This window comes from Monashia sp. HAY1-11D, assembly GCF_056868035.1.
In genome coordinates, this window is record NZ_CP200320.1 from 627,185 (window position 1) to 651,838 (window position 24,654).

A 24,654-nucleotide genomic window follows, 5' to 3' on the forward strand; every position below is an offset into this window, starting at 1 on the left:
GAGCACAGATGTCGGATGACGAGAAGGTCGCCAAGGACCTGGTGGAGACGCTGAAGGACGGCGAGCGAGGGTTCGCCTCAGCCGCCGAGAAGCTTCGTGACGGTGACCGTCCCGAGTGGGCCAGCACCCTGCAACGCCTGTCCGAGCAGCGCGCCGGCTTCCGGCGCGAGATCGTCGAGATGGGCCACGAGTACGGCGAGGACGTCGACGAGAGCGGGTCGGCCGCCGCCGCCCTGCACCGCGGCTGGATCGCGCTCAAGGACGCCCTGACCGGTGATGACGCCGGCAGCGTCCTGGGTGCCGCGGTGACCGGTGAGGACCACGCGGTGTCGGAGTACGAGAAGGCCCTCGAGGCGGACCTCAGCGCGGGCTTCCGCGAGGTCGTGACCCGGCAGCACGCCGCGGTCCTCGCCGCTCGCGACGAGGTCAAGGCGCTGCAGGTCACGGACTGACCCGACTGACGCGCCCGCCTCTCGGGAGGCACGCGTCGACGGGCCGAGCCGGTCAGCTCCCGCTGGAGCTGACCGGCTCGTCGCCGTGCTCGGGTGTGTTCGCGCGAGAGCCTTCGAGACACATCTTGACTCATTCAAGATTAGACGCCATGGTGTGCGCATGACGACGACGGACTACGAGGCCGTGTTGCGGGGGGCGTCGCTGCGGGTCACCCGGCCGCGGCTGGCAGTCCTCTCGGTGGTCCACAACCACCCGCACGCCGACACCGACACGGTGATCGACAGGGTCCGCGCAGACCTCGGCGCGGTCTCGCACCAGGCGGTGTACGACGTCCTGCGTGCGCTCACCACCGCGGGCCTGCTGCGACGCATCCAGCCCGCTGGGGCGACCGCACGCTACGAGGCCCGGGTCAGCGACAACCACCACCACGTGGTCTGCCGCTCGTGCGGCGCGATCGCCGACGTCGACTGCGCCACCGGCCACACCCCCTGTCTCACCGCCTCCGACGACCACGGTTTCGTGATCGACGAGGCGGAGGTCGTCTACTGGGGCACCTGTCCCGCCTGCTCGACCGCCGAAACCCCTGAAGCGACAACGATGCCCGGAAGGAACCACTCATGACCGACATCCAGAACCACGTCACCCCCGATAGCCCGCAGGGGGTGGACCGCACGAGCGGCGGCGGCTGCCCGGTCATGCACGACTCGGCGACCGCGCAGGGCAGCGAGAGCGAGAACCCGGCGATCGACTCGCCCACGCCGAAGACCGGCGGTCGCCCGCGCGGCATCAAGGACTGGTGGCCCGACTCGCTCGACCTCTCGGTGCTGCACGCCCACTCCCCCAAGGGCAACCCGCTGGGCCCGGACTTCGACTACAAGGCCGAGTTCGCCAAGCTCGACCTGGACGCCCTCAAGCAGGACATCGTCGACGTGCTGCACACCTCGCAGGACTGGTGGCCGGCCGACTTCGGCCACTACGGCGGCCTGTTCATCCGGATGAGCTGGCACGCGGCCGGCACGTACCGCATCTACGACGGTCGCGGTGGGGCCGGTGACGGCGGTCAGCGGTTCGCGCCGCTCAACAGCTGGCCCGACAACGCCAACCTCGACAAGGCCCGCCGCCTGCTCTGGCCGGTCAAGCAGAAGTACGGACAGAAGATCTCCTGGGCCGACCTGCTCGTGCTCGCCGGCAACGTGGCCCTCGAGGACATGGGCTTCCAGACCTTCGGGTTCGGCTTCGGCCGTGAGGACGTCTGGGAGCCGGAGGAGATCTTCTGGGGTCCCGAGGACACCTGGCTCGGCGACGAGCGCTACTCCGGCGACCGTCAGCTCGACGAGGTCTTCGGCGCGGTCCAGATGGGTCTGATCTACGTCAACCCCGAGGGCCCCAACGGCAACCCGGACCCCGTCGCCTCGGCACGCGACATCCGCGAGACCTTCGGTCGGATGGCCATGAACGACGAGGAGACCGTCGCGCTCATCGCCGGTGGCCACACCTTCGGCAAGACCCACGGCGCCGGCGACTCCAGCCTCGTCGGCCCGGAGCCCGAGGGTGCCCCGCTCGAGCAGCAGGGCCTCGGCTGGAAGAGCGAGTTCGGCAGCGGCAAGGGCGCCGACACGATCACGTCCGGTCTCGAGGTCACGTGGACCTCCAACCCGACGCGGTGGGACAACGAGTTCTTCCAGATCCTGTTCGGCTACGACTGGGAGCTGACGACGTCCCCGGCCGGCGCCCACCAGTGGCGGCCGAAGGACGGCGCGGGCGCCGACCTGATCCCGGACGCCCACGACCCGTCGAAGCGTCACGAGCCGCGCATGCTGACCTCCGACCTGGCCCTGCGCTTCGACCCGGCCTACGAGAAGATCTCGCGTCGCTTCCTCGAGGACCCCGAGGAGTTCCGCCTGGCCTTCGCCAAGGCCTGGTACAAGCTGCTCCACCGCGACATGGGTCCGGTCTCGCGTTACCTCGGCCCGTGGGTCGGCGAGGAGCAGCTGTGGCAGGACCCCGTGCCCGCCGTCGAGGGTCCGCTGGTGGGCGACGACGACGTCGCCGCGCTCAAGGACAAGGTCCTCGGGTCCGGCCTGACGGTCTCCCAGCTCGTCTCGACCGCGTGGGCGTCGGCCGCGACCTTCCGCAGCACCGACAAGCGGGGCGGTGCAAACGGCGCTCGTATCCGCCTGGAGCCGCAGCGCAGCTGGGCCGTCAACCAGCCCGAGCAGCTCGGGGCGGTCCTCGACACCCTCGAGGGCATCCAGCGCGAGTTCAACGAGGCCGGGGGCGCGACGATCTCGCTGGCCGACCTCATCGTCCTCGCGGGCTCCGCCGCCGTGGAGAAGGCCGCGCAGGACGCGGGTGTCGCGGTGACCGTGCCGTTCCACCCCGGCCGCACCGACGCGACGCAGGAAGCGACGGACGTCGACTCCTTCGCGGTGCTCGAGCCGCGCGCAGACGGGTTCCGCAACTACCTGCGTCCGGGCGTCAAGCTCCAGCCGGAGGTCCTTCTCGTCGACCGCGCGTACATGCTGAACCTCACCGCTCCCGAGATGACGGTCCTCGTCGGCGGCCTGCGGGCCCTCGGCAACAACGTCGGTGGCGTCGCGCACGGCGTCCTGACCGACCGTCCGGGCGTCCTGACCAACGACTTCTTCGTCAACCTGCTCGCCCCCGGCACGCAGTGGAAGGCGTCGGAGTCCGAGGAGAACGTCTACGACATCCGTGACCTCGCCAGCGGTGACCTCAAGTGGACGGCCACCCCGGTCGACCTCATCTTCGGGTCGAACTCCCAGCTGCGCGCGCTCGCCGAGGTGTACGCCAGCGAGGACGCCCGGGAGAAGTTCGTCCACGACTTCGTCGCCGCGTGGACCAAGGTGATGGAGCTCGACCGGTTCGACCTGGTCTGACCCCGCCGCACGCGACGAGCCCGGCGCCCCTCCACGGGGTGCCGGGCTCGTCGCGTCTCGGCTCGCGCTGACCCCCTGGCGGGCGGGCGGGGAGCGCCGGCACGGCATCACCCCATCGGCCTCACGGCGCCGCCATCGACGAGAGGGGTGGCGGTCCAACGGGCCGCGGCACACTGGTCTGATGGCGGTGTCGTCCCGGCCGAGCCGACGGACCAACCTCGGCCTCCTCGTGCTCCTGGCGGCGGCCTTCGCGACGGGCTGGCTGGCCTTCGGGGTCGAAGGCCCCGCGTCGAGGGCCGTCACCGTGGTCCACGGCGTCCTCGGGCTCGGCATCCTCGTCCTCAGCCCGTGGAAGGCGGTGATCGTGCGACGCGGCCTGCGTCGTCGACGCGGGCACGCCCTCGCGGTGGCGTTCGCCGTGGCCGTCGCCGTCTGCCTGCTCGCCGGCGTCGTGCACGCCACGCTCGGCCCGCTCGAGGTCGCGGGGGTCAGCGCCCTCACGGTGCACGTCGCCGCCGCCTTCGTGGCGGCACCGCTCGCACTGGTGCACGTGGTCCGTCGATGGCAGCGGCCTCGCGCGACCGACCTCTCCCGGCGAACGGCCTTGAGGGCGATCGCCGTCGGCGGGACGGCGGCCCTGGCGTACGGGGCGCTGGGGTCCGTCACGTCGGCGGCCCGTCTCCCGGGGGCTCGTCGCCGCGGGACAGGGTCCTACGAGGTCGGCTCGGGCGCTCCTTCCGCGATGCCGGTCACCCAGTGGTTCACCGACGGTGTGCCCCGCATCGACCCGGACACCTACGACCTGCTCGTCAGCCGGCCCGGCGAGCCGGTGCTGCGGCTCTCCCACGCCGACCTGCTCAGGCTGGGTGACGCGACGCAGTCGGCGATCCTCGACTGCACCGGCGGCTGGTGGGCCGAGCAGACGTGGCGCGGTGTCCGGCTGGACACCCTGCTCGGGACGCCCGACCACGGGTCGATCGCCGTGCGCTCGGTGACCGGCTACACCCGGCGCTTCCCGTCCGAGGACGCGTCGAGGTTGCTGCTCGCGACGCACGTCGGCGGGCTGCCCCTCTCGCCCGGGCACGGCGCCCCGGTCAGGCTGGTGGCGGCCGGACGGCGGGGGTTCTGGTGGGTCAAGTGGGTCGAGCAGGTGAGCGTCGAACCGCAGCCGTCGTGGTCCCAGCCGCCGTTCCCGCTGCAGTGAACCGGTCCGGCCGACCACCCCGATGCCCGAGGGAGCGCCCGCTGTGGACCCATGCCAGATGCGCCCCCTCCCGGCTGCGGTTCGAGATGGCGACCACGACCACGTCCGGGGCGGCGGTTGTGTGCGTGCCGTTTCGGCCGACGAGTGGATGGTGGTCGTCATCCGGGACGCCACCTGCTGCCTGGTCCTTCCCGGCCTGCTAGCGTGCGAGCGATCGTGACTCGTGCCCTGGTCCTCGCCGGAGGCGGAGCGGCCGGCAATGCCTGGGAGCTCGGCCTCGTCGCCGGCCTGTCCGATGCCGGCGTCGACGTCACCGAGGCCGACCTCGTCGTCGGCACCTCCGCAGGGTCGACGGTCGCTGCCCAGATCACCAGCGGGATCCCGCCTGCCGAGCTGTACGCCGCCATCCTCGCGGAGACGCCTCCCACGCGGGCCGGCGGCCGCGGGGCGGGGAGGGGACTCGCTCCCGGCGTCTCGGGCCCGAGCTACCTGGAGTGGTCCGACCGGATCATCGCCTCTGCCGAGGACCCGGCCGACATGCGCCGGAGGATGGGCGCCGCGGCGCTCGAGGCGGATGCGTCCGACGGCGCCGGTGCGGCCCGCTGGCGCGACGTCGTCGCCGCGCGTCTGCCCAGCCGGCACTGGCCGCAGCGACCGGTGCTCATCACGGCCGTCGATGCGCGCACCGGAGAGCCGGTCCTCTTCGACCGTCACAGCGGAGTCGAGCTGGTGGACGCCGTCGCGGCCAGCACCTCGGCCATGACGCCCTACCGCATCGGCGAGAACCGGTACCTCAACGGCGGCTACCGACGCAGCGAGAACGCCGACCTGGCGGCCGGGTACGGGCGGGTGCTGGTCCTGTCACCCTTCGGCGGCCGGTCCCGCATGCCACTGGAGTGGGGCATGGACCTGGCCAGCCAGGTCGCCGAGCTGCGCGCAGCGGGCAGCTCGGTGCAGACCGTCTTCCCGGACGCCCGCGCCGGTGCCGTGTTCGACGCCAACGCGCTGGATCCGTCGACGCGTCTGCCGGCCGCGCGAGGAGGCTACGCCCAGGGCCGGGACCTCGCCGAGTCGCTCGCCGAGTTCTGGCGCTGACGCCGGCGCTGGTCGGTCCCGAAGGACCGCTCGAGCGCCCGGAGGGTGCGGCTGCGCTCCCGGTCGACCAGCCACCGCGCGACCGGCAGCAGGAGCCGCATCACGCCGTACAGCTCCGCGACCGCGACGTGGTGGACCGTCGTGACATCCCCCTGGCCCTCGAGGACGTAGCCAGGCCGCGCCCGGGTCAGCGGGCGCCCGAACCAGCTCAACGTCTCGTCGAAGGCGATCCGCACCGGCGGCACCAGCTCGCTCACCTCACCCCTCGAAGCGCCCCATCCAGGTGCGGTCGACATAGGTCGCGCCCTCCCCCAGCGGCAGCGCCGACGTCAGGTCACTCCCCCGGAACAGGCCGCCGTGGTGCAGCCAGTGCCGATAGCCCGGCAGGTCGGCCAGACGCTCGAAGACCTCGGCGGCGGGCCGGTGGATCACCGTCTGCGACTCGAACCTGACCGTGCTTGCAGCCATCGTGACTCCTCGCCGCCCGGGGTGGACGGTTCCAACGCTAGGCACCTGACCGGCCCCGCGCGCGAGAACCGCTGGACCCCCGAACCGGGGCAGCGTCCGGGGCAGCGTCGGGGGCATCGTCCGGGGCAGCGTCCGGCTGTGCCGGTGTCCGCCCGATCTCGTGCAGCGCGACCGGCCCGAGCACGCCGTCGTGGACGGTGAGCGTCAGGTAGGTGCAGAAGGGCTGGCGTCGACGGTCGGTCGGTGACCCGGGGTTGAGCAGCCGCAGCCCCCTCGCCGAGGTCGAGTCCCAGGGGATGTGGCTGTGCCCGAAGACGAGGACGTCGAGCGTGGGGTAGCGCGCGTCGCACCGCTCCTCGCGCCCCGACGCCGGACCGGTCTCGTGCACGACGCCGACGCGCACCCCCTCGACCTCCACCTCGACGAACTCGGGCAGGCGTTCCCGCAGGGAGCCGTGGTCGTTGTTGCCCACGACCGCCACGAGCCGGCGGGCCCGTGCCTGGAGCTCGTCGAGCAGCGCGACGTCGACCCAGTCCCCGGCGTGGACCACCAGGTCGGCGTCGTCGACGGCGCGCCAGACCTGGTCCGGCAGGCCTTTGGCGCGCTTCGGCACGTGGGTGTCGGCCAGCAGGAGCAGTCGGGTCGTCATGCACCCCAGTGAACACCGCGAGCAGGGGACGGCCGCCCGCCGGAGTGGTCCCCGGCGCCACGCCCCACCGGCCGGCCCGGCGGCCTCGTCCGCGGCCGGTCAGGCGGGGCGGAGGAACCGCGCCGACACCCAGGCCTGGACGGTCGTCACCGTCCCTGCCTCGGCGACGACGTAGACGACGAGCGCGCTCCAGCCACCCGCGTCCGCGTCGCGGCGCCACTCGACCACCACGCCGGGCCAGGGGCCGGGATGGTCGGCGGGCCCCTCCACCCAGCAGTGACGTCGTCCCGCACCGCCGCCCGGGGCGGCGCCAGCCCCGGCACCGACGACCGGACGGTCCCGCAAAGGGGTCCCGCGCCCTCGCCTCATGCCGCCCGCCACCCCACCATTGTGCAGCCCGGTCGAACAGGTGTTCTACCACCGGCCGAACCGGATGACGTGCCCGCGACCGGGTAGGGAGCACCGAGCGCGTCGTCGCCGCCGCCGACGCACCACACCGCCGCCCCCGCACCACCACCGCGTCCACCACCCCACCACCACCTCAGGAGGCACGCCATGAGCACGTACACGGTCGGCTACTTCGTCGGGAGCCTGTCCTCCACGTCCATCAACCGCACCCTCAGCCAGGCGCTGATCCGGTTGGCGCCGCCCGACCTCGGGTTCACCGAGATCCCGATCGGCAACCTGCCCCTCTACAGCCCCGACTTCGACGCCGACTACCCACCCGAGGCGCGGACCCTCAAGGCGTCGATCGCCGCCGCCGACGCCGTCCTGTTCGTGACCCCCGAGTACAACCGGTCCATCCCGGGCGCCCTGAAGAACGCCATCGACTGGGCCTCCCGTCCGTGGGGACAGAACTCGTTCGACCACCTGCCTGCCGCGGTCATCGGCGCGTCGCCCGGGGCGATCGGTACCGCGCTGGCCCAGCAGAGCCTGCGCGCCGTGCTGAGCTTCTGCAACGCGCGGCAGATGACGGCCCCCGAGGCCTACGTCCAGTTCCGGCCCGACGCCTTCGCCTCGGGCGGGGAGGTCAACGACGAGACCACCGCGTCGTTCCTCCGCGCCTTCATGGAGGAGTTCCGTGCCCATGTCGAGCGCGTGCTCACGGTCCTCCCGCGGCCCTGACGGGGACGGGCACGAGGACGGTCAGATCATGGACACCCGCTGAGCGGCGGGCGCCGACGCGATAGCGTGCCCCCCGGTGGAGGGGAGTACTCCCGAATCCGGACGTCGTCATCACGAACAGCCAGGCTGTTCCGGTGTCCGGGGCCGACTCGCTCGGCGGAGGAGACCTCCGGAGTTGTCACGTACCTCCGGAGGATTCAATGATCAGCGCTGTCCCCGTCCCTGTCTGGGTCGCCACCCTCGCGCTCCTTGCGGTCATCGTCTACGTCGACCTGCGGGTCATCGCCCGTCGTGGCGGCGAGGTCTCGCTGGGGCAGTCGGTCCGCTGGGTGACCTTCTACGTCTCCCTGGCCCTGGCCTTCGGTCTCGTGCTCGCCCTGACCGTGGGAGGTCGCACCGGCGCCGAGTTCTTCTCGGGGTACATCACCGAGTACAGCCTGTCGGTCGACAACCTCTTCGTCTTCGTCATCATCATGACGAAGTTCGCGGTCCCCTCCTTCGCGCAGGACAAGGTCCTCTACCTCGGGATCGTCATCTCGATGGTGCTGCGGGCCGTGTTCATCTTCGCCGGCGCAGCGCTCATCGCGGCGGCCTCGTGGACGTTCTACCTGTTCGGCATCCTGCTCATCTACACGGCCGTGACGCTGCTGCGCGAGCAGGACGAGCCCGAGTTCGGCGAGTACCGGGTGCTGCGCGCGATGCGTCGCGTCCTGCCGATGAGCCGGGACTACCACGGCGACCGGCTCTCGGTCCGGCAGGACGGCCGCCGCCACTGGACACCGCTGGTCATCGCGGTGTCGGCGATCGCGCTGGCGAACGTCGTCTTCGCCCTCGACTCCATCCCGGCCATCTTCGGCCTGACGCAGGACGCGTTCGTCATCTTCACGGCCAACGCCTTCGCCCTCATGGGGCTGCGGCAGCTGTACTTCCTCGTCGGCGGGCTGCTCGAGCGCCTCATCTACCTCAACGTCGGCCTGTCGGCGATCCTGGCCTTCATCGGTGCCAAGCTCATCATCGAGGCGCTGCACGGGTCGCACATCGACCACCTGGGGTCCATCCCGCTGCCGGAGATCGGCATCGCCACGTCGCTCGGGTTCATCGTCACGGTCCTCCTCGCGTCGGCCGCCGCGAGCCTGGGGAAGAACTGGCTCGACCAGCGCGCCACCTCCTGACGGGCGTCAGCCCGGGTCGGACAGGTGGCTGAGGGCTGCGACGACGAGCGCGGCGGTCCCGGTGTCGAGGGTCGGCTGGATGAGCGGGGCGAAGTACGGCGAGTGGTTCGGCGGGGCGTCCGCGCCGGCCGGGAAACCGCCGATGCCCCAGTAGCAGTAGGGTGCCCCGAACGCGTCGGGCAATCGGCTGAAGTCCTCGCTGGCAGTGACCCGCCCCAGGTCGACGACCCGCTCGCTGCCGAAGTGCTCGCGGAAGGCCCCGGTGACGACGGCGGTGACGCCGGCGTCGTTGCTCGTCAGGGGGTACCGGTCGTAGTACTCGAACACCGGCGGTCGGGGGGAGCCGGCACCGTCGCACTCGGCGCGGACGATCCGCTCGACCGCCGCGAGCACGTGCTCGCGGACCGACTCGTCGTAGGTCCGGACGTTGACCAGCAGGACCGCCTGGTCCGGGATGATGTTGCTCTTCGTCCCGGCGACGCTGCTGCCCACGGTCACGACGGCGAACTCCCCCGGCCTGGTCTCCCGGGCGACGATGGTCTGCAGCCGCAGGACGACCGACGCCGCGAGGACGACCGGGTCGACGGCGAGGTGCGGCATCGACCCGTGGGATCCCTTGCCGTACAGGGTGATCCGGATGCTGTCCCCCGCCGACATGACGGGGCCCGACGCGGTCCCGACCGTGCCCGCCTCGAGTCCGAGGACGTGCTGGCCGAACGCCACGTCGGGCCTGGGGATCACCTCGGCGAGCCCGGCGTCGAGCATCCCCTGCGCGCCGGCGGCGGTCTCCTCGGCGGGCTGGAAGAGCGCGACGACGGTGCCGGCCCACGCCTCGGCACCGGATGCGAGCAGGTCGGCGGCGCCGAGGAGGCAGGCCACGTGGACGTCGTGCCCGCACGCGTGCGACACGCCCACCTCGGCCCCGGTGGCGTCCGTCGCGGTCCGGCTCGACGCGTACGGCAGGCCGGTCAGCTCCGTGACGGGCAGCGCGTCCATGTCGGCGCGGGCGAGCACGACCGGCCCGGCCCCGTTCTCCAGCGTGCCGACGACGCCGCCGCCGACCCGGCGGACGGCGTAGCCCATGGCACCGAGGCGGCGGGCGACCTCGGTGGCCGTCCGCTCCTCCTGCCCGCTCAGCTCGGGGTGGGCGTGCAGGTCCCGGTAGACCTCTTCCTGCCACTCCCTGGTCGCGGCACGTCGTGCGAGCACCGCCTGGGTCCGGTCCATCGCTCCCCCTCGGTGGGTGGTGGCTGAGGACCTCTCAGGCTACGCGCGGTTCCTGCCACCCGACCGGGGCCCGGACCCAGGCGTCCCGGCCGCTGCCGGGTCGAGCAGCTGGGCGAGGTGCTGCGCGGGCCGGTCCCGCAGGTCTGCCACCTGCGTGCGGCAGGAGAACCCGTCGGCGAGCACGACGGCATCGGGCGCCGCGTCGATCGCGGGGAGCAGGTTCTGGTTCGCGACGGCCAGGGAGACGTCGTAGTGGCCGACCTCGACGCCGAAGTTGCCGGCGAGCCCACAGCACCCCGGCAGGGTCTGCACGGTCGCGCCGGTGGCCGCGAGCAGGTCGGCGTCCGTCTGCCAGCCGAGCACGGCATGGTGGTGGCAGTGAGGCTGGGCGATGACCTGCGTCCCGGTGAGGTCGGGACCGGTCCAGCCCGGGGTCTGGGCGAGCAGCTCGGCGAGCGTGCGGACCTGGGAGGAGACCAGGGCTGCGTCCTCGTCGCCGGGGAGCAGCTCGTGGACGTCCGAGCGCAGCACCGCCGTGCACGACGGCTCGATCCCGACGATGGGCACACCGGCGCGCGCATCTGCCGCGAGCGCCGCGACGGTCCGGCGCAGGATGCCCTTGGCGGAGTCGAGCTGCCCGGTGGTGATCCACGTGAGCCCGCAGCACACCGAGCGGCTCGGCAGCCGCGGCTCGTACCCGGCGTGGCGCAGCACTCGCACGGTCGCGTCGGCCACCTCTGGTGAGAACGCGTCGGTGAACGAGTCGGCAAACAGCACAACGGGTTTCAGGTCCGAGGCCTCCGACCTGAAGGTGCGCCGGAAGGGACGCCGGGGGAACGCCGGGATCGAGCGGCGTCGGTCGACGCCCGCCAGCCACAGCGCCACCGGGCCGAGCGCGGGGAGCGTCAGCGCCCGGTTGGCCAGCCCCGGTACGCGGCCCGCCAGCCGGGCCCACATCGGCAGCTTGCCGAGCGTGTAGTGGGAGCGAGGGCGCAGCCGGCGACGGTAGGTCTGGTGAAGCACCTCGGACTTGTACGTCGCCATGTCGATGCCGGTCGGGCAGTCCGACGCGCAACCCTTGCACGACAGGCACAGGTCGAGCGCCTCGTGCACCGACGGGTGTGACCACGGCAGCTCGCCGCGCACGACGTCCTGCAGGACGCGGGCGCGGCCCCGGGTGGAGTCCTTCTCCTCGCGCGTCGCCAGGTACGAGGGGCACATGACACCGCCGGCCGCCGCGTTGTCGGCACGGCACTTGCCGACGCCCGTGCACCGGTGCACCGCCTGGGCGAGGTCGCCGTCGTCGTGCGGGTAGGCCATGGCCAGGCCATGGAGCGGGAACCGGCCCGCGGGTCGCACGTCCCGGTCGAGGGGGTCCGGGTCGACGAGCACGCCGGGGTTCAGCAGGTTCTCCGGGTCGAAGGCGTGCTTGATACCGCCGAACAGGGCGATCGCGTCGGCCGAGTACATGTGGGGCAGCAGCTCCGACCGGGCCCGTCCGTCGCCGTGTTCACCCGACAGGGAGCCGCCGAACCCACCGACCAGCCGCGCTGCCTCGGTGAGGAACTCGCGCAGCACGGTGGTCCCGTCGGGCCGGTCGAGCGGCACGTCGAGCCGGACGTGCATGCAGCCGTCGCCGAAGTGGCCGAACGGCGCCGACGTCAGGCCGTACGAGCCGACGAGGTCGTCGAAGGCGGCGAGGTAGTCCCCCAGGCGCTCGGGCGGCACGGCCGCGTCCTCCCAGCCGGGCCAGGCCGGCTTGCCCGACGGGGCGCGTCCGGCGAGGCCGGCGCCGTCCTCGCGGATCCGCCACAGGCGTGCCTGCACCGCGCGGTCCTCGACGATGACGGCGTCGTCGGCGAGCCCCTCCCCCGCCAGGCGTCGTGCCCGGGCCGCGACCTCGCCCAGCTCGTCGCCGGCGAGCTCGACGAACAGCCACGCCCGCCCTCGCGGCAGCGGAGGGATCGCGTCCGGGCCGCGGCGAGCGCGCAGCACGTCGATGAGCCGGGAGTCCAGCCCCTCGCACGCGGTCGGCCCGTGCGCCACGACTGCGGGCGCGGCCCGCCCGGCGGCGACGATGTCGCGGAACCCGAGGGCGACGACGACGCGGACGGGCGCGTCGACGACGAGTCTCACGGTGGCCCGCGTGATGACCCCGAGGGTTCCCTCCGAGCCAACGAACGCCTGGGTGAGGTCGAACCGCTCGGGCAGCAGGTGGTGCGCGGCGTACCCGGAGACCTGCCTGTCGAACCTGTCGAGCTCGGTGCGCGCCGTCGCCAGGTGGCGGGACATGACGGTCCGCAGGCCGGACACCACGGCGTCGGCGCCCCGGGCGAACGGGTCGCCCGTCTCGTCGTAGCCCGTGGACAGAAGGTCACCGGCCGCGGTCAGCAGGTCGAGAGCCGCCACGTTGTCGGAGGTGCGCCCGTACGTCAGGGACCGCGAGCCGCACGCGTTGTTGCCGATCATCCCCCCGATCGTGCAGCGCGGGTGCGTCGAGGGGTCGGGCCCGAACCGGACACCGTGGGGGGCGACCGCCCGCTGCAGCACGGCGTGGACCGTGCCCGGCTCCACCACCGCCGTACGCGTGTCGGGGTCCACCGAGAGCACCCGGTTCATGTGCCGGGAGAAGTCGAGCACGACGCCGCGTCCGACGGCGTTGCCCGCCACGGACGTCCCGGCGCCTCGCGAGGTGACGGGGACCCCCGTCTCGCGGGCCACGGCGAGGGTGGCAGCGACGTCCTCGACGCCACGTGGGCGCACGACGGCCAGGGGTGGGATGCGGTACAACGAGGCGTCCGAGGCGTACATGCTGCGGGTCCCCGCGTCCGCCCGGACCTCGAGCCCGGCGCCGGCCAGGGCGGACACCACGTCGGCGGAGGGTTCGACCATGGGTAACATGTTACTCATGGTCCGGCTGTCCCTCCCGCACGGCGCGTCCTCTCTTGCCGACGCCGTCGTCGACGCCGTGCGCGCGGGCATCATCGCCGGCGAGCTCGTCCCGGACGACACGTACTCCGTGTACCAGCTCGCGGACCTCCTCGGGGTGTCCCGCAGCCCGGTCCGTGAGGCGCTGCTGCGACTGGCGGAGGCCGGCCTCGTGCAGATCAACCGCAACCGCGGGTTCCGGGTCCTGACCCCGCAGGCCCACGACATCGACGAGATCATCGACATCCGTCTCGCGCTCGAGCCGGTCGCGGCCCGCCGTGCAGCGGAGCACGGCGGCGAGGCCGAGCACGCCGGCATCCGTGCGGCCTTCGAGGCGATGACGGCGGCGACGACGGCCGAGGACCGGTTCTGGGTCGCCGACCACACCCTGCACGACCGTCTGATGCGGGCGGGTGGCAACCAGCGCGCCGCCGCGATCATCGACCGACTGCGAGCCACGACGGCCCTGCTCGGCCCGCCGACCACCGCGGCCGGGCGGACGCTGCCGGAGATCTGTGCCGAGCACGAACCGATCGTCGCCGCGATCCTCGACCGCCGGGGAGCCGACGCCGAGACGGCGATGCGCCGCCACCTCGAGCACACCGGGGAGCTGCTGACCCGCACCCTGCACCCTCCCGCGCCCGGGCTCGAGCCCGTCTCACCGGGCGCACGAGACCACGTCCCGGCCGCCGGCTGGGGCACCCTGAGACCGACAGCACCATGAGTACGGCCGTCCCGCGCTGACGGGAGGCCAGAGGAGACAAGCGTGAAGGTACTGCTGCTGGAGAACGTCCACCCCGTCGCCCCGGAGACGTTCCGCCGTCACGGGTTCGACGTCGAGGTCCGCCCCGGGTCCTTGCACGAGGCCGAGCTCGTCGAGGCCCTGCAGGGGGTCGCCGTGCTCGGGATCCGGTCCAACACCAAGGTCACCCGCGCGGTCCTCGACGCGGCCCCCGACCTGCGCGCCATCGGCTGCTTCTGCATCGGCACCAACCAGGTCGACCTGACGCGGGCGACCGAGCTCGGCATCGGCGTCTTCAACGCCCCGTTCTCCAACACGCGCAGCGTCGTCGAGCTCGTCATCGGGGAGATCCTCGCGCTGGCCCGCCGGCTCCCCGAGAAGACCCAGCGGATGCACGACGGGATCTGGGACAAGTCGGCCAAGGGCGCCTACGAGACGCGTGGCCGCACGCTCGGCATCGTGGGCTACGGCAACATCGGCACGCAGCTGTCCAACGTCGCCGAGGCCATCGGCCTGCGCGTCGTCTTCTTCGACACCGCCGACCGGCTCGCGCACGGCAACGCGCGCCGCATGGGCTCGCTCGACGAGCTGCTCGAGGAGTCCGACTTCGTCAGCATCCACGTCGACGGCCGGCCCGGGAACGCCGGCCTGTTCGGGCCCGAGCAGTTCGCCCGGATGAAGCCCGGCTCGGTGTTCATCAACGCCTCGCGCGGCATGGTGGTCGACGACCAGGCCCTGCGAGACCACATCCTCAGCGGGCACCTGTCCGGCGCGGCGATCGACGTGTTCCCGATCGAGCCCAAGGCCCAGGGCGACCCGTTCGACTCGCCCCTGCGCGGGCTCGACAACGTCATCCTCACGCCGCACGTGGGAGGCTCGACGAAGGAGGCGCAGGAGGAGATCGGCTCGTTCGTGGCGGGCAAGCTCACCGGCTACCTGGCCACGGGCGCCACCGCGCTGTCGGTCAACCTGCCCCAGGTGGCGCCGGCGCCACGCGAGGGTGCCTTCCGGGTGGCCCTCCTGCACCGGAACGTGCCGGGCGTGCTCGCCTCGATCAACAACCGGCTTGCCGAAGCCGGCGCCAACATCGTCGGGCAGTCCCTCGCGACGCACGGTGAGCTGGGCTATGTCGTCACCGACACCGACGTGCCGGTGAAGGAGGAGACCCTCACATCGCTGCGTCAGGCCGCCGAGGTCGTCCACTTCGAGGCCTGGGACGGCGTCTCGGAATGACCTGCGGGGCGTGCGCCCGGGCCGGGTGACCAACCCGCCCGGGCGCGCCCGCCGGCGCGCTGTGCGCCACCCCGAAGCACCCCCGGGGCCCTCTTGCCACCGCTCGATGCCGAGTGCTATATGAGATTTAGTCCACGCACCAGAGATCCCACTCCCCGGGATCGGGTCGATGAACGAGCATCCGCAGCGTCGAGGCGTTGATGGAGGTGTCGACATGCTGCTGCGAGCCACCTCACCGTGTTCCGGCGTCGGTGACCACAGCACCACTCGGACCGACGCGGACCGGTTCCTCGAGCTGGTCTGCTCGGACCCGGACCTGGTCCGGGCCGAGTTCGAGGCGATCGTCGTCGCCGAATGGCCGGAGGAGAGCGTCGCCCCGGCGCCACCTCCCCCGAGCCGCAGACCGCCGTACCGCGACGGCGGGAACGGTCCCGGGAGTCCGGCGCCGTGGCTCGAGGACCGCGAGGGTGGACGGCCGAGACGGTCACGAGGGCCGTACGTACGACAGTGGGCTCGGGAGCGCTCCCCGCCGCAGACGCGCCGGCCCACCTGCCGGCGTTCGGACCTCTCGCCACCCCCGACGACCCGAGAGGGTTCTTGTGCCTTCAGTGCCGGGGATCGTACCCACCCTCGGTGCCGTACACCTCGGTCGAGCCCCCAGCGGGCGCCGAGCCCCCGGCGGGCCGAGCCTGGTACACGTCGTCGTTCGCCTGCGAGCGTGTGGGCGGCGGGACCTCGTCGTCGACCGTGGAGGACCACGAGGACGAGCCGGCTGCACCGGCGCCGGCCGGCGCCTCGTACGGGTCGTACGGGTCGCGGACCGCGCCGGCCTGCTCGCGACGCGACGACTGCTGCACCTGCTCACGGATGCGGCCCGACTCGTGGGACATCCGCTCCAGGTACTGCTCCCAGCGTGACTGCATCGGGCGCACCAGCCCACCACCGACGCCGACGACGAGGATGCCGCCGATGGTGGCGAGCACCGTGATGAGCACCGGGGTCGTGACCGTGGTGGCGATGCCGACCTGGTTGAGCGCCGCGATGATCCCCAGACCCAGGATGAACACGCTGGCGATGGTGGCCAGCACGCGCCCGTAGGACAGGCCCCCCAGCGCCGTGCCGATCAGATCACGCACCGCGGCCGCGATGGCCGCGGCCACCACGACGATGATGATCGCCACGATCGCCTTGGGCAGGAACGCGATCACTCCGGTGATCAGGTCACTGATCGGGTTCGGCCCGAAGACCCCGAACGCCAGCTGCAGGACGAACAGCAGCAGCGCGTAGTAGACGAGCTTGCCGACGATCGTCGACGCGTCGTACCGGCTGCGCGCCAAGGCCTTCTCGATGCCGCCGCGCTCGACGGCGCGGTCGAAGCCGACCCGCTCGAGCACCTTGTCGACCGCCTTGCCGATCGCCTTGGCGATGAGCCAGCCGACGAGCAGGATGACGAGGAAGGCCACGAACTTCGGGGCGAACAGCACGATCGAGCGCCACAGGTCCGTCAGGGTCGAGCTCACGTTGTCAGTCATGGTCGTGCTCCCTACGGGTCGCCAACGGAACGAGGGCGACATACCCATCGCACCGTCGAGTGCACCGCTGGCCACGGGGAGGCCGGCGGGCGTCCGCCGTACGCAGGTCCTGGTCGGTCTCGCCTGACGACCGCGCCGGAGCCCGGGCGTGTCAGGCGGCAGACCCTCGGACGTGGTCGGCGGCGAACAGCAGGTAGACCGCGGCCGTCCACGTGTAGGCGCGGTCCCGCAGGCCGGCGCCGCTGCGGGCGTCGAAGTTCTCGGCGAAACCGGAACGCTCGCACAGCGCGCGGAACCGGGCACTCACGGTGTCGGCCAGCTCGGTCATTCCACTGACGCGCAGTCCGTCCTCGATGAGCGCGGTCGACGGCGCCCAGATCGGCCCACGCCAGTAGCCGTCGTCCTCGTAGCGGGCCGACGTCACCGGCTCCGTCGCGAGCCCGTGCTCGGTGAGGTGCTCCTCGACGCGAGCCGCGAGCCGGTCACGGACCTCTGCCGGCAGGTGTGGGCCGAGGACGAGGGGCAGCAGGTTGAGCAGGCTGGTCGACGTGCTCGCCCGACCTGAGAGCACCCCGCGCGCGATGAACTCCCTTCCGGTCCAGAGCTGTTCGAGGAGGGCGGCCAGCAGCCGGTCACGAGCGCCCCGCCACTCCGAGGACGGGTGGCCGAGCTCGTCGCAGAGCTCGGCGAGCACGTCGAGCTGGAGGACGAGGAAGGCAGCGAGGTCCGGCGCCTCCACGACGCGGTCCACGTCGAAGGTCGTCGCGTTGTCCCAGCCGCTGTCGTTGCCGTGCTGGTAGTAGGGCAGCTCGTGCCCCGGCCGGCGGCGGTGGTCCAGCCAGAAGCTGCTCCACCGGGCCAGGCCGGTGTGGATCTGCTCGAGCTGGGGCGAGTGAGTGCGCGCTCGCTCCGGGCGCGCAGACGCCGGAGGGCCCACCCGTGGATGGGCGGCTTGACGTAGTTGTAGAGCACCTCCGAGTGGGTGACGGAGTCGGGCAGCGCTCCGCAGGTGTCCTGGTGGTCGAAGGGTGCGAGGAACTGGTCGACGGCGGCGTCCACGGCTCCCGGCGCCAGGGCCAGGGCGTTGAAGCAGTGGTCCCAGCTCCACAGCTTGTCCATCCAGTGCTTGGACATGAGCACGGACTCCCGGCGGAGCAGCCCGCTGCCCGCCACGGTGGCCGACCACAGCACGTAGGCTGCGCGGGCCGCGGCCGGGGTCCGTTCGTCGCGCCAGGGGGCGACGGCGTCGAGGTACTCCCGGAAGTCCGTCCACGAGGCGCTCACCACCTCCTCGAACGACGGGCCGGCGGTGGACGTCTGCTGCGACGTCGCCTCCCGCACCTCGGCCTCCCAGGGCTCACCGTCCGCGCCGACGAGCACCGAGCGGGACGCCGTCCCCAGCGCCTCGGCCCCCTCGGTGTCGCAGGCGCCGTGCAGGACGCGGACCCGGTAGCGGTGCCCGGTCTCGTAGCTGGTGAACACGGCTGCGCCGTCGCTCGGGTCGGTGAACAGGTAGGTGCCCGTGAACGGCGTCAGTGCCGCCGCGGCGTCGGCGACACGAAGGGCCAGCCCCACCCCGCGCAGCCGCAGCACGTCGTCCCCGGCGAAGGCCGCGTCCACGGTGCCGTGCTCGCTCCGCCAGGTGAAGCGCGCGGGGTCTGCGACCCACTCCGCGTCGACGGGCGTGCCGTCGACCTCGGGGCTCAGGGCCAGGACGCCGTGGAACCCGTTGCGGTGCGAGACGAGGTGGATGGTGTCGGTCGTCCGGTGCAGGGCCGTCACCGGAGAGAGGTTGAGCCAGCTGCCACGCCGGGAGAAGGGGATCTCCCGGACGTCGAACCCGAGGTCCTCGGCCGGTGCCGAGGGCTGGGGGTCGCGGCCGCTGAGGGTCGTGGAGTCGCGGGGGGGCATCGAGATCGTTGCTCCTAGTCCTTGACGGCTCCCGCCGTCACGCCGGCGGCGACGTACCGCTGGGCGACGACGAGGAGGATTGCGGTCGGGATCGAGGCGACGACCGCCGTCGCCATGAGCGGCCCCCACTCCTGGTTCTGGGAGCCGATGTAGTCGTAGAGGCCCATCGTGATCGGCCTCAGCCGTCCGCCTTCCCGGTTCAGGGTGGAGGCGAAGATGAAGTCCGACCAGGCCCAGAGGAAGGCGAAGAGCGAGACCGTGACGGCCGCGTTCCGCGAGATGGGCAGCACGACGCGGCGGAACGTCGCCCAGCTCGACGCCCCGTCGACGGCAGCCGCCTGGAGCAGCTCGCGCGGGATGCCGGCCATGAACGTCTCGAAGAGCATGACGGCGAACGGGATCGCGATGGTCGAGTCGGCGATGACGAGTCCCGGCACGGTGTCGAGGACGCCCAGCTGGACGTAGATGGTGTAGAACCCGAGCGCCATGACGACGGCCGGGACCATCTGCGCGACGATGAGCACGAAGTTGAAGAGGCGACGCCCGGGGACGAACAGGGACGACAGGGCGTAGGCGGCGGGCGCGGAGATGACCAGCGTCAGCGCCACCGTGCCGACCCCGACGAGCAGGCTGGTCCCGAGGTAGGGAAGCTGGTCGCGAAGGACGACGGCGTAGTTGTCCAGCGTGAACGCCCGCGGGACGAGGTCGCCCTGCCGGATGGCCTGACGCTGCGTGAACGACACGTTGACCATCCAGTAGAGCGGGAAGAGCATCACGGCGGTCAGGACCAGGCCGATGGCGGTCTTCCACCACCTGCGGTCGACGGTTCGCATCTCAGGCCTCCTCGTGCCGCTGCACGGCGAGGTAGACCAGGCCCATGAGCAGGGCCGTGAGGAGCAGGATCGTCCCCACCACCGACGCCTGCGAGTACTGGATGACGGCCGACGTCCCCTTGCCGAAGGCCATGCCGTACGCCCAGGTGGCGAGCGTCTGCGACGACCCGGTGCCGGTCGTCATGATCCAGATGATGTCGACGACCTTGAGGGTGTAGACGAACCCGAGCAGCAGGGTGATCGCCGTGACCGGTCGGAGCAGCGGGAAGGTGATCGAGCGGAACCGCCGCCAGGGTCCGGCCCCGTCCAGCTCTGCGGCCTCGTACAGGTCCTTGGGGATGTTCTGCAGCCCGGAGTAGAGGATGACGAGGTTGAAGGGCACGCCGAGCCAGATGTTGGCCAGGGTCACCGCCCACAACGAGTTGTCGGCGTTGAGCCACCAGACCGGGTCGATGCCGACCACCCCGAGCAGGCGGTTGAGGATCCCCGAGTCGGCGTCCATCATCCACTGCCACGTCGTGGCCGAGACGATGATCGGCAGCAGCCACGGCACGAGGAACAGGCCACGCAGAACGGTCGAGAGCGGGAAGCTGCGGTAGAAGAAGGTGGCCAGCGCCAGGCCGATCGCGTACTGGAAGACGAGCGAGACGACGACGAAGACGGCGGTGTGCTGCACCGTCGGCCAGAAGTGCGGCGAGCCGATGACCTGCTTGTAGATGTCCAGCCCCGCGAAGGGCGCTTCGCCCGTGACATAGGTCGCCCGGGTGAAGCGCCGCAGGCTCATCGAGACGTTGACGACGAGGGGGTAGGCGTAGAAGACCACCAGGTAGATGACGATGGGGGCGACGAAGAGCATCCCGGCGACCCGCTGCCGGCGCCGTTGGCGCCCTCGGGGGCGCGATGCGGTGCGGTCGGCTGTCGGCGTGGCCCGTTGTCCGACCTGCTGGATGGGTGTCGCGGTGTGCTGGCTCATGGGGAACTCCTGCTGCTGGTGCTCGGGGTGGGCGGACGCTGCCGCCCACCCCGTGGCGGGTTCAGCCCTGCGCCGCCTGGGCGGCGGTCTTGAAGGCCTCGGCCACCTTGGCCGAGTCGCCGGCGGCGTTGAGGGCGGTCTGCTCCGCTTCTGACAGCGCCGCCGACGTCTTGAGGTAGTCCGTCCCGAGGTCGGTCGTGCGGCCCTGGGCGCTGTTGATCGCGTCGGCCCACGGCTTGTAGACCGGTGTGGACGCGATCTGCTTCTCGCGCGTGGCCTTGCTGGCAGTGAAGTAGCCCAGCATGTTGTCGGTCTTGATCTGCTGGTCCGCGCCCAGGAGGCAGCTGATGACGTGCTTGGCGGCGGCGTAGTGGCCCGAGCTGTTGTCCTTGTGCAGCGGCACGACACCGAACTCGCCCCCGGTCGGGACGGGCGCCGCCTGACCGCCCTTGCCGGGGATCGGCATCATCGCGATGGGGAACTTCTGCTTCGCGGCCGCCGCCGCGAACCACGAGCCGTTCTCCGCGAAACCGTAGTCGCCGGTGAGGAACAGGTCCCACGACGCCGACTGGTTGTCGGTGGTGGCCGACTTCGGGGCGTAGCCCTTGGCGACCCAGTCCGAGACGAGCTGGCCGGCCTGCGAGGCCTGCGCCGAGCCCACGTCCTTGAGGTTCGCGCCGGCCCCCCAGAACCACGGAAGGAACTGGAACGTGCCCTCCTCGCCGGGCAGCCCGGCGAAGGTGATGCCCTTGTGTCCCGCGGCCGTGACCTTCTGCAGCGCGGCGTTGAGGCTGGGCCAGTCCGTGATGCTCGTCGGGTCGACGCCTGCGTCCTTGAGGACGGCCTTGTTGTAGTAGAGCCCGAGCGTGTTGGCCCCGATCGGCACACCGTAGGTCTTGCCGTCGACCGTGCCCGGCCCGGCGAGGTTGGCGTCGGCGTCCGTCGCCGTGATGCCGACCTGGTCGATCGGGACGAGCAGCCCGGAGGCCGACGCCTCGGGGACCGCCGGGTTGTCGAGGAACACGACGTCGGGGGCGTGGTCCTCGCGGACGGCCGTGGTCAGGTTGTTGATGAGGTCGGTGTTGGGGGCAGCGGTCCGCTTGATGGTGGCGCCCGCCGGCGCACACGCCTGGACGTACTTGGCCCAGTCCGAGGTGTCGTCGTACTGGGGGTAGGGGTCCCAGAAGCCGATCGTCGTGACCGCCGCGGAAGGCCCGCCGGAGGGGGAGGCGGAGCCCGCCGAACCGCCGCAGGCCGCGAGGGACGCGGCCACGGCTGTCGCGAGGAGGATGCCTGACGTCCGCCGGACCGGTGGTGTGGTGCGCATGTGCTGTCCTTTCACATCTTTGTGGTTGGAGTGGTGGTGAACCGGTTCGATACCGACGTCACCGGCAAGGGGTCGGCGATGGAGGCCGCCTAGCGGGTGCTGCCGCGGTCGCGCAGGACCGGGGCGACGAACCGGACGATGGGCGGGCCCGCCTCCGGTGCGTTCGTGATCCGGGCGATGAGCTGCGAGACGGCCCTGTTGCCGAGCTCGGCGGCGGCCGACTCGACGGCCGTGAACGGGAGGGAGAACTCCTCGCCGAAGTCGCGCGAGTACAGGCTGACGACGCTCAGGTCCTCCGGGACGCGCACCCCACGGTCACGCAGGATGGCCGGCAAGGCGGCGATCGTGGCGTCGTTGTGGACGATGAGCCCTGTCGCGCCGGGGTGCGCGTCGAGGATGCCGTTGACGGTGCTGGCGATCGCCGGACCCCGGGACTCGCCGTGGTACACGTGGATCTGCTGGCCGTAGCGGGCGGCCCGCTCGACGGCCGCATCGCGGAAGCGCCAGGCGTACGTGCCGCCACGCTCGACGACGTGGAGCGGAGGCGCGATGAGCATGAGCTCGCGATGACCGCGCTCGTGCAAGTGGTCGACGAGCATGCGGGCCGCCTCGCCGAAGTCGAGGTCGATGACGTCCAGACCAGCGGTGTCGCGGGGCAGGCCGATCAGTGCGCTCGGCTTCGCCACCGAGCGCAGCGCCGGTAGCCGCGGGTCGGCGGCCGTGACGTCGAGCAGGACGATGCCGTCGACCATGTTGGAGTCGGCGATCCGGTGGATGGCCGACTCCCCGTCCGGGTCGGTGACCATGAGGATGTCGTAGCCGAGCTCGCGAGCCCGGGTGGAGATCGGCAGGATGTACTGCAGCATCGCCGGGGCGAACTCGTCCTGGTGGAACTGCAGGAGCAGCCCGAGCACCATCGTCTGCGACGTCGCGAGCGCGCGGGCCCCGGCGTTCACCGTGAACCCGAGCTCCGTGATCGCCTGCTCGATCCGCTGGCGCGTGTCGGGCGAGATGGTCCGCTTGCCGGACAAGGCGTACGAGACCGTGCTGCGCGAGACACCCGCGTGCCGGGCTACGTCCCCGATGGTCGTCATTCACCTCTCGCTTTCTGTCGAACCGGTTCGACACAGTGTCGACCCCGGTGCAGCCGCCGTCAAGAGGGCATCCGCAGAAGTTCACCGCGCCGGCCGAGGCCGCGGCGGTCAGGCGGACGGCGGACGAAGGCCCTGCATCAACAGGTCGACCACGCGGTCGGCCCACCCGCGCCGAGCCCGGCCGTGCTGCAGCAGCTCCCCGAGGTAGGCACCGAAGGCGAGGCCGGCGAGCGCCTCGCCGTCGGTGCCGGGTCGGATCCGGCCGGCCGCGATGTCCGCGTCGATCTCGACCTGGAGGGACTCCAGCCGGGCCACGAGCAGGGCTCGCAGCGCCGCGCTGAACGCCGGGTCCGAGTCGGCGAGCACGGACGCGACCGCCCCGCGGCCGAGCTGCCTCTCCACGAGGTCGAGGGCCTGCTCGAGGACCCAGCGCACCTTAGCCTCGACGGGCAGGTCCGGCGCCGGCACGGGCGCGTCGCCCAGCAGGGCGAGGGTCGCCCCCATGAGCGCCTCCCGGTTCTCGTACCGCCGGTAGACGGTGGTGCGGGCGACACCGGACCGGGACGCGACGGCGTCGATGTGGACACCATCGGGCCCCTGCTCCTGCAGCAGCTCCAAGGCGGCCCCGGCGATCCGGCGGTCCGTGTTCGGGTCGCGGGGTCGACCACGTGCAGGCGTCATGCCGCTCCTTCCGGGAACAAATGAGAGACCATTATCGCTACACGTACTGTAGCGATAATGGTGAGGGACGTCCTCACCAGGAAGGAGCCCATCATGACCCCCGGCGAGGCACTCGTCCCGGCCGTCATCGCCATCGTCTTCGTCGTCGCCTGGTTCGTCGTCGGCGTCATCGACGCGACCCGCGACGATCCCCCCGTGCAGCGGGTCGAGGCGGACCGTCGCGCGGCCCGGGCGGAGACGCATGCACACCGTCGCTGACCGAGTTGCGCTCGGCCACAGAGGTGCCCGCACCGCGGACACCCATCCGCCCCAACAGGAATTGCAACGCAGAAGACACCACGACAGACAACGCAACGACAGACGGCCGAGTCCCCGTCCGTCGAAGACAGGAGGACGGACGACATGATCGTCTACAACGAGCTGGTCGCCATCAGCGCCGGAGCCGGGCTACTGGGTTTCGCCTGGTTCCTGGTCCATCTCATCCGCGGCAAGCGCATCGACAGCGAGGGGTGGGCCGCCTTCTTCGGCGTCACGGGACTGCTCCTTCTCGTGCTCGGGCTGCACACCACCGTGACCTGGCCGTTCGGCGGTGACGGTTTCGAGTACGCCAACATCGCCTTCGGCCAGCCCGCGGCTGGTTTCGGTGCCCTGCTCCTGTTCGCGGCCGTCTACCTGTGGCGTCATCGGACGCTGTTCGCAGGCGATGCGGATGCGGCGGGCACGGCGGCCCTGCGGGCCCTGAAGCCGGTCGCCGTCTTCGTGGGCGCGCTCGGCCTGGCGATGGGCGTGCTGGCCATCACCTTCGTCCGCTTCCAGCTCGGCGCCGCTCCGCCGGAGGAGCCGATCAGTGGACGCGTCGGCCACCTGCCGCTTCTCGAGGCGCTGTTCCTCGGCGGCCTGTGGGGCATCGTCGCGATCGGTGCGCTGCTGTTCGCCGTCGCCCAGCTCATCGACCGAGCAGCCTTGCTGCTCTGGGCCGTTCGCTCCTGGTTCGTGGGTGGCGCGGTCTTCCTCCTGTTCGGCGCGATGAACTTCTACACGCACATCGGCATGTACTACAACATCGCCCACGGGACCTCGCACCTGTGGTGAACCCGAGGCATGGGA

General features: G+C 71.8%; 24 protein-coding genes. 11 read left to right on the forward strand and 13 right to left on the reverse strand.

Annotated features, from left to right (window positions below):
* Window positions 1-8 precede the first annotated feature (8 nt).
* The 5 genes from AC1VM9_RS02825 (at window position 9) to AC1VM9_RS02845 (ending at window position 5,652) form a co-directional block, all read left to right on the forward strand.
* The gene (locus AC1VM9_RS02825) at window positions 9-452 is read left to right on the forward strand and encodes a ferritin-like domain-containing protein (protein WP_481341199.1); all 444 of its coding nucleotides are present in this window, start codon (window positions 9-11) and stop codon (window positions 450-452) included.
* Between the two features lie 160 nt (window positions 453-612).
* Window positions 613-1,074, forward strand: a complete 462-nt coding sequence (locus tag AC1VM9_RS02830; RefSeq protein ID WP_481341198.1) for a Fur family transcriptional regulator — start codon at window positions 613-615, stop codon at window positions 1,072-1,074.
* Window positions 1,071-3,353 (forward strand): catalase/peroxidase HPI, encoded by a 2,283-nt coding sequence (gene katG / locus AC1VM9_RS02835; protein ID WP_483121037.1) that lies wholly within the window; start codon window positions 1,071-1,073, stop codon window positions 3,351-3,353. Before AC1VM9_RS02830 ends, katG begins: the two co-directional genes overlap by 4 nt.
* A 181-nt stretch (window positions 3,354-3,534) precedes the next feature.
* A complete protein-coding gene (locus AC1VM9_RS02840) occupies window positions 3,535-4,557 on the forward strand; it encodes a molybdopterin-dependent oxidoreductase (protein ID WP_483121039.1) in 1,023 nt (340 codons plus the stop codon).
* Between the two features lie 216 nt (window positions 4,558-4,773).
* Window positions 4,774-5,652, forward strand: coding sequence for a patatin-like phospholipase family protein (locus AC1VM9_RS02845; RefSeq protein WP_483121040.1), 879 nt, complete (start codon window positions 4,774-4,776; stop codon window positions 5,650-5,652).
* Here the strand turns inward: AC1VM9_RS02845 and AC1VM9_RS02850 are convergent.
* The 4 genes from AC1VM9_RS02850 to AC1VM9_RS02865 all read right to left on the reverse strand — a co-directional run bounded on the left by AC1VM9_RS02850 (window position 5,601) and on the right by AC1VM9_RS02865 (window position 7,039).
* Complete coding sequence (locus tag AC1VM9_RS02850) at window positions 5,601-5,909, reverse strand: hypothetical protein (protein ID WP_483121042.1); 309 nt, start codon at window positions 5,907-5,909, stop codon at window positions 5,601-5,603. The two genes, AC1VM9_RS02845 and AC1VM9_RS02850, sit on opposite strands and share 52 nt — an antisense overlap.
* A gap of 1 nt (window position 5,910) precedes the next feature.
* Entirely contained in the window at window positions 5,911-6,120 is a 210-nt protein-coding gene (locus AC1VM9_RS02855) for a hypothetical protein (protein WP_483121044.1), read from the reverse strand.
* Window positions 6,121-6,157: 37 nt separating this feature from the next.
* On the reverse strand, window positions 6,158-6,769 hold the full coding sequence (locus tag AC1VM9_RS02860) for a metallophosphoesterase family protein (protein ID WP_483121045.1): 612 nt from the start codon (window positions 6,767-6,769) through the stop codon (window positions 6,158-6,160).
* A 99-nt stretch (window positions 6,770-6,868) separates the two neighbouring features.
* Window positions 6,869-7,039 carry a hypothetical protein gene (locus AC1VM9_RS02865; RefSeq protein ID WP_481341838.1) on the reverse strand — a complete coding sequence of 57 codons (171 nt, stop codon included), beginning with the start codon at window positions 7,037-7,039 and terminating at the stop codon, window positions 6,869-6,871.
* Between the two features lie 285 nt (window positions 7,040-7,324).
* Between AC1VM9_RS02865 and AC1VM9_RS02870 the strand changes: the two genes are divergently transcribed.
* Both AC1VM9_RS02870 and AC1VM9_RS02875 read left to right on the forward strand, forming a co-directional pair.
* A complete protein-coding gene (locus AC1VM9_RS02870; RefSeq protein WP_483121047.1) occupies window positions 7,325-7,894 on the forward strand; it encodes an NADPH-dependent FMN reductase in 570 nt (189 codons plus the stop codon).
* A gap of 200 nt (window positions 7,895-8,094) precedes the next feature.
* Window positions 8,095-9,066: a TerC/Alx family metal homeostasis membrane protein gene (locus AC1VM9_RS02875; protein WP_481341836.1), complete on the forward strand. Its 972-nt coding sequence runs from the start codon at window positions 8,095-8,097 to the stop codon at window positions 9,064-9,066.
* Window positions 9,067-9,072: 6 nt separating this feature from the next.
* Here the strand turns inward: AC1VM9_RS02875 and AC1VM9_RS02880 are convergent, their stop codons facing one another.
* Window positions 9,073-10,293, reverse strand: a complete 1,221-nt coding sequence (locus AC1VM9_RS02880; protein ID WP_481341835.1) for an amidohydrolase — start codon at window positions 10,291-10,293, stop codon at window positions 9,073-9,075.
* 39 nt (window positions 10,294-10,332) lie between these two features.
* Window positions 10,333-13,185 carry an FAD-binding and (Fe-S)-binding domain-containing protein gene (locus AC1VM9_RS02885; RefSeq protein WP_483121050.1) on the reverse strand — a complete coding sequence of 951 codons (2,853 nt, stop codon included), beginning with the start codon at window positions 13,183-13,185 and terminating at the stop codon, window positions 10,333-10,335.
* Between AC1VM9_RS02885 and AC1VM9_RS02890 the strand changes: the two genes are divergently transcribed.
* Together AC1VM9_RS02890 and serA are read left to right on the forward strand one after the other, a co-directional pair.
* On the forward strand, window positions 13,184-13,945 hold the full coding sequence (locus tag AC1VM9_RS02890) for a GntR family transcriptional regulator (protein WP_481341832.1): 762 nt from the start codon (window positions 13,184-13,186) through the stop codon (window positions 13,943-13,945). The genes AC1VM9_RS02885 and AC1VM9_RS02890 overlap by 2 nt on opposite strands.
* A 42-nt stretch (window positions 13,946-13,987) precedes the next feature.
* Window positions 13,988-15,196, forward strand: coding sequence for a phosphoglycerate dehydrogenase (serA, locus tag AC1VM9_RS02895; RefSeq protein ID WP_481341831.1), 1,209 nt, complete (start codon window positions 13,988-13,990; stop codon window positions 15,194-15,196).
* Window positions 15,197-15,801: 605 nt separating this feature from the next.
* Here serA and AC1VM9_RS02900 read toward each other — a convergent pair.
* The 7 genes from AC1VM9_RS02900 to AC1VM9_RS02930 form a co-directional block, all read right to left on the reverse strand.
* Window positions 15,802-16,728: a mechanosensitive ion channel family protein gene (locus tag AC1VM9_RS02900; protein WP_481344448.1), complete on the reverse strand. Its 927-nt coding sequence runs from the start codon at window positions 16,726-16,728 to the stop codon at window positions 15,802-15,804.
* A 151-nt stretch (window positions 16,729-16,879) separates the two neighbouring features.
* Window positions 16,880-17,665 carry an MGH1-like glycoside hydrolase domain-containing protein gene (locus AC1VM9_RS02905; protein WP_483121051.1) on the reverse strand — a complete coding sequence of 262 codons (786 nt, stop codon included), beginning with the start codon at window positions 17,663-17,665 and terminating at the stop codon, window positions 16,880-16,882.
* Window positions 17,666-18,653: 988 nt separating this feature from the next.
* Entirely contained in the window at window positions 18,654-19,472 is an 819-nt protein-coding gene (locus tag AC1VM9_RS02910; RefSeq protein ID WP_481341828.1) for a carbohydrate ABC transporter permease, read from the reverse strand.
* A gap of 1 nt (window position 19,473) precedes the next feature.
* Window positions 19,474-20,445, reverse strand: a complete 972-nt coding sequence (locus AC1VM9_RS02915; RefSeq protein WP_481341827.1) for a carbohydrate ABC transporter permease — start codon at window positions 20,443-20,445, stop codon at window positions 19,474-19,476.
* A gap of 61 nt (window positions 20,446-20,506) precedes the next feature.
* Entirely contained in the window at window positions 20,507-21,772 is a 1,266-nt protein-coding gene (locus AC1VM9_RS02920) for a sugar ABC transporter substrate-binding protein (RefSeq protein WP_483121053.1), read from the reverse strand.
* Window positions 21,773-21,861: 89 nt separating this feature from the next.
* Window positions 21,862-22,866, reverse strand: a complete 1,005-nt coding sequence (locus AC1VM9_RS02925; RefSeq protein ID WP_481341825.1) for a LacI family DNA-binding transcriptional regulator — start codon at window positions 22,864-22,866, stop codon at window positions 21,862-21,864.
* A gap of 108 nt (window positions 22,867-22,974) precedes the next feature.
* Entirely contained in the window at window positions 22,975-23,547 is a 573-nt protein-coding gene (locus AC1VM9_RS02930) for a TetR/AcrR family transcriptional regulator (protein ID WP_481344450.1), read from the reverse strand.
* Between the two features lie 93 nt (window positions 23,548-23,640).
* Between AC1VM9_RS02930 and AC1VM9_RS02935 the strand changes: the two genes are divergently transcribed.
* Together AC1VM9_RS02935 and AC1VM9_RS02940 are read left to right on the forward strand one after the other, a co-directional pair.
* Window positions 23,641-23,805, forward strand: a complete 165-nt coding sequence (locus AC1VM9_RS02935; protein WP_481341823.1) for a hypothetical protein — start codon at window positions 23,641-23,643, stop codon at window positions 23,803-23,805.
* A gap of 144 nt (window positions 23,806-23,949) precedes the next feature.
* Window positions 23,950-24,639, forward strand: coding sequence for a DUF981 family protein (locus AC1VM9_RS02940; RefSeq protein WP_483121055.1), 690 nt, complete (start codon window positions 23,950-23,952; stop codon window positions 24,637-24,639).
* The last annotated feature ends 15 nt before the right edge of the window (window positions 24,640-24,654 follow it).

Bases quoted from the DNA above. Each gene is read 5' to 3' on its own strand.
- AC1VM9_RS02825 (WP_481341199.1), top strand. From the start codon at position 9: ATGTCGGATGACGAGAAGGTCGCCAAGGACCTGGTGGAGACGCTGAAG.
- AC1VM9_RS02830 (WP_481341198.1), top strand. From the start codon at position 613: ATGACGACGACGGACTACGAGGCCGTGTTGCGGGGGGCGTCGCTGCGG.
- katG (WP_483121037.1), top strand. From the start codon at position 1,071: ATGACCGACATCCAGAACCACGTCACCCCCGATAGCCCGCAGGGGGTG.
- AC1VM9_RS02840 (WP_483121039.1), top strand. From the start codon at position 3,535: ATGGCGGTGTCGTCCCGGCCGAGCCGACGGACCAACCTCGGCCTCCTC.
- AC1VM9_RS02855 (WP_483121044.1), bottom strand. From the start codon at position 6,120: ATGGCTGCAAGCACGGTCAGGTTCGAGTCGCAGACGGTGATCCACCGG.
- AC1VM9_RS02860 (WP_483121045.1), bottom strand. From the start codon at position 6,769: ATGACGACCCGACTGCTCCTGCTGGCCGACACCCACGTGCCGAAGCGC.
- AC1VM9_RS02870 (WP_483121047.1), top strand. From the start codon at position 7,325: ATGAGCACGTACACGGTCGGCTACTTCGTCGGGAGCCTGTCCTCCACG.
- AC1VM9_RS02875 (WP_481341836.1), top strand. From the start codon at position 8,095: ATGATCAGCGCTGTCCCCGTCCCTGTCTGGGTCGCCACCCTCGCGCTC.
- AC1VM9_RS02880 (WP_481341835.1), bottom strand. From the start codon at position 10,293: ATGGACCGGACCCAGGCGGTGCTCGCACGACGTGCCGCGACCAGGGAG.
- AC1VM9_RS02890 (WP_481341832.1), top strand. From the start codon at position 13,184: ATGGGTAACATGTTACTCATGGTCCGGCTGTCCCTCCCGCACGGCGCG.
- AC1VM9_RS02885 (WP_483121050.1), bottom strand. From the start codon at position 13,185: ATGGTCGAACCCTCCGCCGACGTGGTGTCCGCCCTGGCCGGCGCCGGG.
- AC1VM9_RS02900 (WP_481344448.1), bottom strand. From the start codon at position 16,728: ATGACTGACAACGTGAGCTCGACCCTGACGGACCTGTGGCGCTCGATC.
- AC1VM9_RS02910 (WP_481341828.1), bottom strand. From the start codon at position 19,472: ATGCGAACCGTCGACCGCAGGTGGTGGAAGACCGCCATCGGCCTGGTC.
- AC1VM9_RS02915 (WP_481341827.1), bottom strand. From the start codon at position 20,445: ATGAGCCAGCACACCGCGACACCCATCCAGCAGGTCGGACAACGGGCC.
- AC1VM9_RS02920 (WP_483121053.1), bottom strand. From the start codon at position 21,772: ATGCGCACCACACCACCGGTCCGGCGGACGTCAGGCATCCTCCTCGCG.
- AC1VM9_RS02925 (WP_481341825.1), bottom strand. From the start codon at position 22,866: ATGACGACCATCGGGGACGTAGCCCGGCACGCGGGTGTCTCGCGCAGC.
- AC1VM9_RS02930 (WP_481344450.1), bottom strand. From the start codon at position 23,547: ATGACGCCTGCACGTGGTCGACCCCGCGACCCGAACACGGACCGCCGG.
- AC1VM9_RS02935 (WP_481341823.1), top strand. From the start codon at position 23,641: ATGACCCCCGGCGAGGCACTCGTCCCGGCCGTCATCGCCATCGTCTTC.
- AC1VM9_RS02940 (WP_483121055.1), top strand. From the start codon at position 23,950: ATGATCGTCTACAACGAGCTGGTCGCCATCAGCGCCGGAGCCGGGCTA.